The organism is Nocardioides sp. T5 (assembly GCF_048161455.1).
Classification (GTDB): domain Bacteria; phylum Actinomycetota; class Actinomycetes; order Propionibacteriales; family Nocardioidaceae; genus Nocardioides.
In genome coordinates this window covers 2,591,217-2,602,334 of record NZ_CP182415.1, presented here as the reverse complement: position 1 = coordinate 2,602,334, position 11,118 = coordinate 2,591,217, and the positions used below count along the sequence as shown (strand labels likewise).

Sequence of the window (11,118 nt, the reverse complement as noted above, 5' to 3'; positions counted from 1 at the left end):
AGGTTGGTGGCGCCGGCGGTCCGGAGCCACGGGATCGCCCTCCTCCAGGGGGTTTCCGATGGACTTCATGACGGCAGTGCGCACGTGCTTGTCCAAGTACGTCGACTTCTCGGGGCGCGCACGGCGCTCCGAGTACTGGTACTTCGCGCTCTTCTCGTTCCTGGTGAACCTCGCGGCCACTCTCGTGGACAACGTCCTCGGCACCGACTACGACCGCGCCACCAGCGGTGGCCTGATCCAGACCGTCGCGAGCCTCGCGCTGTTCCTGCCCAGCCTCGCCGTCGGCATCCGCCGACTGCACGACACCGACCGCAGCGGCTGGTGGATCCTCATCGGCCTCATCCCGATCATCGGCTGGATCCTGCTCATCGTGTGGTTCTGCACCGACTCCAAGCCCGACAACGCCTACGGCCCCAACCCCAAGACGTCCGGTGTCGCCGGTGACTACCCGCCGCCGCCGACCTACGGCAGCGGCTCATACGGCGGCTGACCGCTAGCCTTCCGGCCACACCTCGGGGGAGCAGGCCGCGACGATCGCGCGCCGGGCCGCCCGGCCCAGGGGCTGAAGGAGGTCGCGGCGCCGCTCCACCTCGTACGACGACAACGCCCCGCCGTCGTCGACCAGGGCGAGGTCGACGATGGCCCACGCCTGCAGGCCACGCGCGGCCAGGTCGACGCACCGCGGCGGGGTGCCGAGCGGTGCGTCCACCGAAGGACGGTGGTGCAGGTTCATCAACGCGTCGGCGGCCTCGGGTCGCCACCGCGCGACGTCGAGGTCGGCCAGGTCGCCGGCCGCGCCGAGGAGCGCGGCGCGCAGGGTGCGGTCGGCCTCCCCGACGTCCGGGATCTGGCGGCGCGAGGCCTCGTGGGGCCGCCACTGCACCGTCTCGCCCTGCTCCTCCGGGACCAGCCCGAGGCCGCCCACCACGACGGCCTGCCCGGCCTCGAGGGCCGCGGCGTTGAAGTCGCGCGGGCCGCCCAGGCCCAGCGGGTCGCCGTCCACCGGCAGGGCCAGTCCGGCGTACGACGCCCCGGTGCCCCGCGCGCGCACCAGCAGGTCGAGCGCCGAGCCACCCTCCAGCAGGTGGGTGTCGTCGGCCAGCGCGTCGAGCACGTGGTCGGTCTGCTCGTGTCCGCGGAGCCACGCGGTGAGCCACCAGGCGAGGGTCGCGGAGTGGGGGAGGGCGAGGGGCGTGCGCGACATCGCGGCGAGGTTACCCGCCGACCCGACCCGCCGTGTCAGGGCCGGAGGGGCAGGAGGTGCTGGATAGGGTGACGCCATGGTCGCCGTCATCGAGCTCGCAGGGGTCACGGTGCGCCGGGGCCGGTCGCTGCTGCTCGATGACGTCAACTGGCTCGTCGAGGACGACGAGCGCTGGGTGGTCCTCGGCCCCAACGGCGCCGGCAAGACGACGCTGCTGCAGGTCGCGGCCGCGCAGCTGCACCCGACCTCGGGCGTCGCCGGCATCCTCGACGAGGTGCTCGGCACCACCGACGTCTTCGAGCTGCGCCCGCGCATCGGCCTCACCAGTGCGGCGCTCGCCGACCGCATCCCGCGGTCCGAGCTGGTCAAGGACGTCGTCGTCTCCGCCTCCTACGGCGTGCTGGGCCGCTGGCGCGAGGAGTACGCCGACCTCGACCACGACCGCGCCGCCGCGCTCCTGGCGGAGGTCGGTGCCGGCCACCTCGCTGAGCGCACCTTCGGCACCCTCAGCGAGGGTGAGCGCAAGCGGGTCCAGGTCGCGCGGGCGCTGATGACGGACCCGGAGCTGCTGCTGCTCGACGAGCCGGCCGCGGGTCTCGACCTGGGTGGCCGCGAGGACCTGGTCGCAACGCTGTCCCAGGTGGCCCTCGATCCCGACTCGCCCGCGACGGTGCTGGTGTCCCACCACGTCGAGGAGATCCCGCCCGGCTTCACCCACGCCCTGCTGCTGCGCGAGGGCCGGGTGGTCGACTCCGGGCCCGTCGAGGACGTCGTGACGGCCGAGTCGCTGTCCGAGACGTTCGGGATGCCGCTGGTGCTGACCCGCGCCGACGACCGCTTCGCGGCGCGCCGACGCCCGGCGGAGCGCGTCGTTCACGCCTGACGTCACGCCCGACTGGATAGGGTCGGACCATGGACTGGATCCGCGACCACCTCTGGGAGACCTGGCTCGGTCTCTCGATCGTGCTCGGCGTCGCGGAGATGTTCAGCCTCGACCTGATCCTCGCGATGCTCGCCGCGGGTGCCGTGGTCGGCATGGTCGCCGCCATCATCGGCCTGCCGGTCTTCGTGCAGATCCTGGCGGCACTGGCCGCGTCCACCGCCATGCTGGCCTTCGTCCGTCCGGCCTTCGTCAAGCGGCTCCACGGCGGTCCCGAGCTCGCGCTGGGCCACGGCAAGCTGGTCGGCACCCGCGCGCTCGTCACCGAGGAGATCACCGGTTTGGCGCCGGGTCGCATCAAGGTGGCCGGCGAGGTCTGGTCGGCGCTGCCCTACGACGAGCACCTCAGGATCGCACCGGGCGAGACCGTCGAGATCTTCCAGATCAAGGGCGCGACCGCCTACGTCCACCCGGTGGGCACGCTCGAGCCCTGACCCGTCGGCGTACGCCGCCTCACCACCGCTCCACGCCAGCCACAGCAACTCACAAGATCGGGGGGAACCCATGGGGACTGCTCTACTGGTCCTGCTCCTGCTCGTCGTCCTGTTCGTCGTCGTCATGCTCGCCAAGACGGTCCGTATCGTGCCCCAGGCACGCGCGGGCATCGTCGAGCGCTTCGGCAAGTACAAGGGGACGCTGCCGGCAGGACTCAACATCGTCATCCCGTTCATCGACCGCCTGCGCTACCTCATCGACCTGCGCGAGCAGGTCGTGTCCTTCCCGCCGCAGCCCGTGATCACCGAGGACAACCTCGTCGTCTCGATCGACACGGTCATCTACTTCCAGGTCACCGACCCGGTCGCCGCGACCTACGAGATCGCCAACTACATCCAGGCGATCGAGCAGCTCACCATGACCACGCTGCGCAACATCGTCGGTGGCATGGACCTCGAGGAGACGCTCACCAGCCGTGACTCGATCAACTCCGGCCTGCGTGGCGTCCTCGACGAGGCCACCGGCAAGTGGGGCATCCGGGTCAACCGCGTCGAGCTCAAGGGCATCGACCCGCCGCCGTCGATCAAGGACTCGATGGAGAAGCAGATGCGCGCCGACCGTGAGAAGCGTGCCGTGATCCTCACCGCCGAGGGCCAGCGCCAGGCCGCGATCCTCACCGCCGAGGGTTCCAAGCAGTCGCAAATCCTCAACGCCGAGGGTGATCGCGAGTCGCAGATCCTGCGCGCCCAGGCCGACCGGGAGGCGCAGATCCTGCGTGCCCAGGGTGAGGGACAGGCCATCCAGACGGTCTTCCAGGCCATCCACGACGGCCAGCCCGACCAGTCACTGCTCGCCTACCAGTACCTCCAGATGATGCCGAAGATCGCCGAGGGCAGCGCCAACAAGGTGTGGGTCATCCCCTCGGAGATCACCAAGGCGATGGAGGGCCTCGGCTCGTCGATCCACGAGATCGCCGGCATCCCGAAGGACGCCACGCCGCGCAACCGGGTCGACATGGGCTCCTCCGAGCCCCTGCTGCCGCGCTCGTCGGACGACCCGGAGACCCGGGCGACCAACGAGGCCGTGCAGCAGGCGATCGCCGAGGCCGAGAGTGCCGCCAACCCGGGCAAGAGCGCCCGGTCGATCGATCCCCCTGAGCCGGGAGCACCTGCCGGCCAGTGAGTCCCCTGGAAGCTGTGCTGATCGCCCTCGCAGGAGTGGCGGCCGGCACCATCAACACCGTGGTGGGGTCGGGAACGTTGATCACGTTCCCGACCCTCCTCGCGTTCGGCGTACCTCCGGTGACCGCCAACGTCAGCAACACCGTCGGCCTCGTGCCGGGCAGCATGTCGGGGGTCTTCGGCTACCGCCGCGAGCTCGCCGGGCAGGGTGCCCGCGTCCTTCGCCTGGGGTCGGCGTCGCTCCTCGGCGGTGTCGTCGGTGCGCTGCTCCTGCTGCGGCTGCCGTCGGCCGCCTTCGACGCGATCGTCCCCGTGCTCATCGCGCTCGGCGTGGTGCTGGTCCTCCTGGGTCCGCGCATCCAGCGCTCGGTCGCCACACGCGCCGCGTCGCGCGGCGGCATCCCCGACCACGGTGTGTGGTGGGTGTGGCCCGCGGTCGCCGCGACGGGTGTCTACGGCGGCTACTTCGGGGCCGCCCAGGGCGTGCTGCTCATGGCCGTCCTCGGCATCGGCGTCGCCGACTCCATGCAGCGACACACGGCCACCAAGAACGTCCTCGCCCTGATCGTCAACGCCGTCGCTGCGCTCGTCTTCATCGCCGTCGCCGACATCGACTGGGTCGTCGCCGGGCTGATCGCGATCGGCTCGGTCGTGGGCGGGCAGATCGGCGCCGGCGTCGGCCGCCGCCTGCCGCCCGTCCTGCTCCGCGCGGTCATCGCCACGGTCGGCGTCGTCGCGCTCCTGGTGCTCCTCCTCTGATCTGCGCTGACGACCTCAGCGCTCGAACCCGGCGACGTCCCAGGCGGTGCTGTGGTGGTGGAAGCGAGGGGTCAGGCCCTGCTCCTGCAGCACCGCGACCATGGCTCGTGGTGGATGGACGTACCCGCGGAACTCGTTCCGGCGTAGGCGCTGCGCCAGGGTCTCCAACCCGAGCGTGAGGCGGGTGATCAGGTTGCGGGGCGGGTAGGAGAAGACCAGCAGCTGTCGGGCATGGCTGCCCGCAGCGGCGAGAAGGCGTTCGTAGTCCGGATAGCAGCAGACGACGCGGTGCAGCACCACCACGTCGGCGTCCTCCACGTCGCCGGGAGCGGTGGGGATGTCGAGCATCCTTCGGGTCGCCCGGCCTTCGAGTCCGGCCTCGTCGAGGAGGCGACGGGCCTCGTCCTCGTAGTGGGTGGAGATCTCGAGGTTGGTGGCGGATGCTGCGCCGCGACGCATCAGCTCGACCTGGAGCTCACCGACGCCTCCGCCGATCTCCAGGATCGTGGCGCCGGAGATGCCCCGATCGGTGAGGAACCCGAGCATCCGCTGCTGCGTGCGGTCGAGCCCGCGCTTGCGGTACCGCCGGGCCATCCGCCGGGCGAAACGCTCCCCGAACGTGGCCTGGTAGGCGGCCGGGTCGCAGCAGCTGCTCACCACCCGATTGTCGCCCCGGCGCCCGACGAAGCCAAGGACGTCCTGCGCCTCGAGCCCGGTCACGGACCTGGCCCGGGTGGAGGGCAGCGTTGCACTTCATTCCATCGTTCTGTGGAATGACGTAATATCGACGTGCTCGTCTGACTTGCCCCCGGAGGTGCCCCATGGGCGACATCAGCGTCATCCCGCTCATCGAGGAGGGGGCGGATAGCTCCGCCTGCCTGCTCGACCTCGACGACGTCGCGCGCCGGCGGTGGATGCCGTGATGCGCGGGCACCGGCCAGCGACCGCCGCCACCCGCCCCGGCGACCAGGGGCGCCAGCTCGAGCTGGGGCTGCGCCAGAACGCCGCCCAGTTCACCTTGCTGGTCGTCGTCAACGCCCTGGTCGGGGGCATGCTGGGCCAGGAGCGGACCGTGCTCCCGCTCCTGGGTCGCGAGGAGTTCGGCCTCACCGCCTACACGGCCGGCCTGAGCTTCATCCTGGCCTTCGGCATCGCCAAGGCCGTCACCAACTACTTCGCCGGCACCTGGTCGGACCGCTTCGGACGCAAGCCGGTCCTGGTGGCTGGTTGGCTCGTCGCGGTGCCGGTGCCCCTCATGCTCATCTGGGCGCCGTCGTGGGCCTGGGTCATCGTCGCCAACGTGCTGCTGGGCATCAGCCAGGGCCTGACCTGGTCGACGACCGTGGTGATGAAGATCGACCTGGTGGGACCTGCGCGACGCGGACTGGCGATGGGCCTGAACGAGGCCGCGGGCTACGCCGCGGTCGCGGCCACCGCGCTGGCCACCGGCTACGTCGCGGAGTCCTACGGCCTGCGCCCGGAGCCGTTCTTCCTCGGCATCGCCTTCGCAGCCCTCGGACTCGGGCTCTCGACCCTGGCCGTGCGCGAGACCCGCGGCCATGCCCGCCTCGAGGCCGCCGGCCACGTCGCCCGTGCCGACGGCAGGCACGACCACCTGCACGGCGAGCTGACCGACCGCCAGGTGTTCGTGCAGACCAGCTTCAAGGAGCCCGCCCTGTCGTCGGCCAGCCAGGCGGGCCTGGTCAACAACCTCAACGACGGCCTCGCCTGGGGCCTCTTCCCGATCCTGTTCGCCGGCGCCGGGCTCTCGGTCGGCAGGATCGGCATCCTCGCCGCGCTCTACCCGGCCGTGTGGGGCGTCGGGCAGCTGCTCACCGGAGCCTTGTCGGATCGGTGGGGCCGAAAGTGGCTCATCGTCGCCGGCATGTGGCTCCAGGCCGCTGCGCTCGCCCTGATCGCCCTCGCCGACTCGTTCGCGGCGTGGGCTGTCGCCGCCGCACTCCTCGGCGCCGGCACCGCGATGGTCTACCCGACGCTCCTCGCCTCGATCGGCGACGTGGCGCACCCCGCCTGGCGCGCCCGCTCGGTCGGTGTCTACCGGCTCTGGCGCGACGGCGGCTTCGCCGTCGGAGCAGTGCTGGCCGGCGTCGTCGCCGACGCCCTCGGCGTCGGGGCGGCCGTGTGGACCGTCGCTGCGCTCACCGCGGCGTCCGGGCTCGTCGTCGCGCTGCGCATGTACGAGACCCACCACCGACCGGACAGGACGACCACGGAGGTGATCGGGAATGGGTGACCGAGCCAGGAAGGACGCGTTGTTCGCGGAGTTCGCAGCCGTCGGCAAGGTGCTCGGCAACGCCACGCGGCTCGAGCTGCTCGACCTCCTCGGCCAGGGCCCGCGCAGCGTCGAGAGCCTCGCCGACGCCGCCGACCTCGGCATGAGCACCTGCTCCGCGCACCTGCAGACGCTGCGACAGGCCGGACTGGTCGAGTCCCGCCGCGACGGCAAGCGGATCTACTACTCGTTGACCGGCACCGACGTCGTGGGGCTCTGGGACCACCTCCGACGGGTCGCGCAGGCCCATCGTCCCCACACCGAGCTCGCACGGCGCGCCTACCTCGGACCGGAGGACACCGCAGCGGTCGACACGGACGAGCTGCTGCGACGAATCGCCAGGGGTGACGTGGTCATCCTCGACGTCCGACCCGCGACCGAGTTCGCCGCGGGCCACCTCCCGGGGGCGGTCCACATCCCTCTCGAGGAGCTGGCGGAGCGGATCGGGGAGCTGCCTCGCGACCACGAGGTCGTCGCCTACTGCCGCGGCCAGTACTGCGTGCTGGCCCACGACGCCGTACGACTGCTCACCGCCGAGGGACTCGACGCCCGCCGAGCCACCGACGGGGTTCTCGAGTGGCGCCTCGCGGGCGTGCCCATCGAGGGCGCGGGTTGACCGTCCCGCCGAGGGAGGTGTCGGGCACGGAGCAACGGGTGACTCCCGGCTCAGGCGGGCGAGGGCTTTTGCCTCTTCGGTGCGAGCGGCCCGAGGACGAGCATCGGAGTCATGAAGAAGATCCTGCTCATCCTGAACGGCCCGGCCTACGGCGCCGACGAGACGTTCAACGCGGTGCGGCTCGCGGTCGCCCTCAGCCGCCGCGACGACGCGGAGGTGAAGGTGTTCCTCATGGGGGACGCGGTGACCTGCGCCGTCGCCGGTCAGAAGACCCCTGACGGCTACTACGCCCTCGACAGGATGCTCACGGGCTTCGCCCGTCACGGCGGCCAGGTCGCCTGCTGCGGCACGTGCCTGGACGCCCGTGGTCTCACCGAGGACAACCTCATCGACGTCGCGCCACGATCCACGATGGATACCCTCGCAGCGTGGACCGTCGAGGCCGACGACGTGCTGACGTTCTGAGGGGGCAGCTCATCCCGTCGGCTGTCCACGCTGGTCGTGTGGCTCACGCCGCTTGTCCACCCACGCCTCGAGCCACCTGCCGAGGACGTCGTACGCCTGCTTGCGGACGGGCGGGCGCGACAGGACGACGTCGTGGATGGCGCCCTCGATGGCGATCGAGGTGACGTGGCGCCCGACGGACGAGGCCCAGTGCCGGATCTGCTCCACGTCGAGCACGATGTCGTGCGTGGCGGCGGTCTCCTCGGTCTGCTCGCCGAAGAAGGACCGGGCCGAGGAGAGGACGAGCGTGGGGGAGTCGATGTCGAGGCCGGCGTGCAGCAGCGCGTGCCCGCGTCGTACGGCGCGCAGCCACCCGACGTAGACGGGCCGCGACTCGAGCGGCTTCCAGGTCAGGTCGTAGTCCCACTCGCCACCGTGCTCGCGGTGCAGCGACCGGCCGTAGACGTCACTGATCCTGCGGGGGATCTCCTGCATCGGTCGTCTGGTGCCGAGGCGTTCGATCGCCACGCGCGTCGCCGGGCTGCGCAGCCACGCGGCCCCCTGCATGTCGAACCAGGGGGAGTTGAGCACCATCGCACGCAGCTCGGCCGGCCGGCGCTCCTGCACCCACAGCGGGACCGTGAGGCCACCGGTCGAGTGACCCGAGGCGATCACCTCGCGGTGCCCGTCGCGCTGGGTGATCCGCCACCACGTGAGGTCGATCTCGGCGAAGTACTCGGCCAGGTCCGCGACGTAGTGCGGGGTCTGGTGGTCGCGGAGCGAACGGCCGTACTTGCGGAGGTCGAGGGCGTAGAACGCATAGCCGCGGTCCGCCCACCACCGGGCGTACTCGGTGTGGAAGAAGTAGTCGGCGAAGCCGTGCACGTGCAGCACGGCACGGCCGTTGGGTCGTTCGGGCTCCAGCGTCACGAGCGTCGCGACGACGGGGCCCTCGGGATCAGGTGGGAGCGAGATCGTCTCCACCCGGAAGTCAGGACCGAGGACGTCGGCCTGCAGCGGGACGAGAGGCATGCGGCGAGCCTATCGAGCGGCGGCGCCGACTTTCCCGGTTCCACCTCGGGGAAGCTCTGTCGAGCCCTACCCTTTGGCGGTGTCGAACGCGTTGGGGTCCGTGGCGCGCGGCATCATGTCGTACGTCCAGCAGCGCGTGGAGGGCTGGCGCACCGGATCGCGCGGGAGCCAGGCGTTCCTCCTGCTGGTGCTCGTCCTGCTCGTCGGTGTGGCCGTGGGCATCGGCGCCCTGGCCCAGGTCGTCGTCCCGGTCTCGCTGTGGTTCCTCTTCCTCATGCTCGGCCTGATGCTGCTGCGCTTCGTGCCCCTCCTGCTGCTCACGGTGGTGCTGGGGATCGCCGCCTTCTGGACCTCTGTCGAGACCGGCTTCAGCACCCCGAGCCGGGAAGCGGCCCTGGTCATCCTCGCGGTGGGCGTGCTGCTGGCGATCTACCAGGGCAGCCGTCAGCGCTCCGGCCTGCCGATGGCGCTGAGCGAGGCCGTGCTGACCCAGCTGCGTGACCGGCTGCAGCGCCAGGGCGTCGTCCCACCGCTGCCCAACGGCTGGCGATCCGAGTCCGCCACGATCACCGCCAACGGCCCCAGCTACGCCGGTGACTTCCTGGTCGCAGACCTGCGCGAGGGGCGGTGGCTGGAGATGGCCCTGGTCGACGTGTGCGGCAAGGGCACCTCGGTCGGCCCGCAGGCGCTGCAGTTCGCCGGCGCCCTCGGCGGCCTGATCGGGGCCCTGCCCCCGGCCGAGCTGATGGCCGCGGCCAACCACTTCCTGCTCCGGCAGGAGTCCGACGAGTCGTTGGCGACGGCCGTGCACATCAAGGTCGACCTGGTCACCGGCGACTACACGATCACCAGCGCCGGCCACCCGCCGGCCCTCCACTGGCACCTGGGTCAGCGGGGCTGGGCGGTCGACAACGCGCGCGGCATGGCGTTGGGCGTCATCGACGACGCCGAGTTCACCCCGAGCAAGGGACGCCTGAGCCCCGGCGAGGCGCTGATGTTCTACACCGACGGTGTCATCGAGTCCGCTGACCGTGACCTCGACGAGGGCATCGACTGGCTGCGGGACCAGGCGCTGCGCGCCGTCGACGCCCGCGGCTTCACCGGCATGCCGAAGCGGGTGCTCAAGAAGGTGCCGCGCGGCGACGACGACCGGGCGCTGCTCGTGCTGGAGCGGCAGCCGCTCACGTCACCCGAGCGCGACGTCGAGCGGTCGCGCAGCCTCGCCGGTTAGCGCCGGTCGAGGGGCTCGGGGCCGCGCGAGTAGAGCTCGCGGATGACGTCCTCGATGTCGGGCTCCTGGATCGACAGGTCCGCCACGTCGTAGGACGCTGCGACCGCGGCCACGATCGGCGCGGCGCTCGCGTCGGCCGGGAACGACAACCACTGCCGCGGCCCCTCGACCCGGCGCACCGTCGCCCCGGGCACGACGACGGGCGGCGCCTCGTCGACGAGGTCGACGACGAGGGTGCGCGACGAGCCGCCCTGCGCGTGCAGCCCCGCGAGCGGACCGTCGTACACCGAGGTCCCGTGGTCGATCACGATGACGCGGTCGCAGAGCGCCTCGATGTCCTGCAGGTCGTGGGTCGTCAGCACCAGGGTGGTGCCGCGCTCGTCGTTGAGCGCGCGGAGGAACTCGCGCAGGCGGCCCTTGCTGACGACGTCGAGGCCGATCGTCGGCTCGTCGAGGTAGAGCACCTCCGGGTCGTGCAGGAGCGCCGCGGTGATGTCGCCGCGCATCCGCTGGCCGAGGCTGAGCTGGCGCACCGGGGTGTCGAGCTGGTCGCCGAGGTCGAGCAGGTCGACGAAGCGGTCGAGGTTGTCGCGGTAGCGGGCGGGGGAGATCCGGTACATCTTCTGCAGCAGCTCGAACGAGTCGCGCAGCGGCAGGTCCCACCACAGGGTCGAGCGCTGGCCGAAGACCACGCCGATCCGCCGCGCGAGCTCGACCCGGTCGCGGCTGGGGTCGAGGCCGGCGACCCTCACCTGGCCGCCCGTGGGCACCAGGATCCCGGTGAGCATCTTGATGGTCGTCGACTTCCCGGCGCCGTTCGGCCCGATGTAGCCCACCATCTCGCCGGCCGCGACTGAGAACGTCAGGTCGTGGACCGCGAGCACCGAGTCGCGGACCCGGCGGCGTCGGCCGTCCACCCGACGACGTACGTCGAAGGTGCGCTCGAGGTCGTGCACGTCGATGAGCGGGCTGGTGGCAGACAT

13 protein-coding genes are annotated in these 11,118 nt (G+C 71.4%); 9 read left to right on the top strand and 4 right to left on the bottom strand.

Annotated elements, in window-relative coordinates; genetic code table 11:
• Positions 1–58 precede the first annotated feature (58 nt).
• A complete protein-coding gene (locus ACNKF0_RS12665; RefSeq protein ID WP_416952616.1) occupies positions 59–490 on the top strand; it encodes a DUF805 domain-containing protein in 432 nt (143 codons plus the stop codon).
• Positions 491–493: 3 nt separating this feature from the next.
• Here the strand turns inward: ACNKF0_RS12665 and ACNKF0_RS12660 are convergent, their stop codons facing one another.
• Positions 494–1,204: a hypothetical protein gene (locus ACNKF0_RS12660; RefSeq protein WP_416952614.1), complete on the bottom strand. Its 711-nt coding sequence runs from the start codon at positions 1,202–1,204 to the stop codon at positions 494–496.
• Between the two features lie 76 nt (positions 1,205–1,280).
• Here ACNKF0_RS12660 and ACNKF0_RS12655 point away from each other — a divergent pair, with 76 nt between their 5' ends.
• From ACNKF0_RS12655 to ACNKF0_RS12640, 4 genes are all read left to right on the top strand, one after another.
• Entirely contained in the window at positions 1,281–2,087 is an 807-nt protein-coding gene (locus ACNKF0_RS12655; RefSeq protein ID WP_416952612.1) for an ABC transporter ATP-binding protein, read from the top strand.
• A 29-nt stretch (positions 2,088–2,116) separates the two neighbouring features.
• Entirely contained in the window at positions 2,117–2,578 is a 462-nt protein-coding gene (locus ACNKF0_RS12650; RefSeq protein ID WP_299931638.1) for an NfeD family protein, read from the top strand.
• 70 nt (positions 2,579–2,648) lie between these two features.
• Complete coding sequence (locus ACNKF0_RS12645) at positions 2,649–3,761, top strand: SPFH domain-containing protein (protein ID WP_299931636.1); 1,113 nt, start codon at positions 2,649–2,651, stop codon at positions 3,759–3,761.
• 14 nt (positions 3,762–3,775) lie between these two features.
• Entirely contained in the window at positions 3,776–4,519 is a 744-nt protein-coding gene (locus ACNKF0_RS12640) for a sulfite exporter TauE/SafE family protein (protein WP_416952609.1), read from the top strand.
• 15 nt (positions 4,520–4,534) lie between these two features.
• Here ACNKF0_RS12640 and ACNKF0_RS12635 read toward each other — a convergent pair whose 3' ends face one another.
• Positions 4,535–5,176 (bottom strand): methyltransferase domain-containing protein, encoded by a 642-nt coding sequence (locus ACNKF0_RS12635; protein ID WP_416952607.1) that lies wholly within the window; start codon positions 5,174–5,176, stop codon positions 4,535–4,537.
• A 265-nt stretch (positions 5,177–5,441) separates the two neighbouring features.
• Here ACNKF0_RS12635 and ACNKF0_RS12630 point away from each other — a divergent pair, with 265 nt between their 5' ends.
• The 3 genes from ACNKF0_RS12630 to ACNKF0_RS12620 all read left to right on the top strand — a co-directional run bounded on the left by ACNKF0_RS12630 (position 5,442) and on the right by ACNKF0_RS12620 (position 7,893).
• Positions 5,442–6,773: an MFS transporter gene (locus ACNKF0_RS12630; RefSeq protein ID WP_416952605.1), complete on the top strand. Its 1,332-nt coding sequence runs from the start codon at positions 5,442–5,444 to the stop codon at positions 6,771–6,773.
• Complete coding sequence (locus ACNKF0_RS12625) at positions 6,766–7,428, top strand: ArsR/SmtB family transcription factor (protein ID WP_416952603.1); 663 nt, start codon at positions 6,766–6,768, stop codon at positions 7,426–7,428. Before ACNKF0_RS12630 ends, ACNKF0_RS12625 begins: the two co-directional genes overlap by 8 nt.
• 111 nt (positions 7,429–7,539) lie before the next feature.
• Complete coding sequence (locus ACNKF0_RS12620; RefSeq protein WP_416952601.1) at positions 7,540–7,893, top strand: DsrE/DsrF/TusD sulfur relay family protein; 354 nt, start codon at positions 7,540–7,542, stop codon at positions 7,891–7,893.
• Positions 7,894–7,902: 9 nt separating this feature from the next.
• On the opposite strand, the gene ACNKF0_RS12615 is transcribed toward ACNKF0_RS12620, so the two are convergent.
• Positions 7,903–8,904, bottom strand: coding sequence for an alpha/beta hydrolase (locus ACNKF0_RS12615; RefSeq protein WP_416952599.1), 1,002 nt, complete (start codon positions 8,902–8,904; stop codon positions 7,903–7,905).
• Positions 8,905–8,983: 79 nt separating this feature from the next.
• On the opposite strand from ACNKF0_RS12615, the gene ACNKF0_RS12610 reads away from it, so the two are divergent.
• On the top strand, positions 8,984–10,135 hold the full coding sequence (locus ACNKF0_RS12610; protein ID WP_416952597.1) for a PP2C family protein-serine/threonine phosphatase: 1,152 nt from the start codon (positions 8,984–8,986) through the stop codon (positions 10,133–10,135).
• Here ACNKF0_RS12610 and ACNKF0_RS12605 read toward each other — a convergent pair.
• Positions 10,132–11,118: an ABC transporter ATP-binding protein gene (locus ACNKF0_RS12605; RefSeq protein WP_416952595.1), complete on the bottom strand. Its 987-nt coding sequence runs from the start codon at positions 11,116–11,118 to the stop codon at positions 10,132–10,134. The genes ACNKF0_RS12610 and ACNKF0_RS12605 overlap by 4 nt on opposite strands.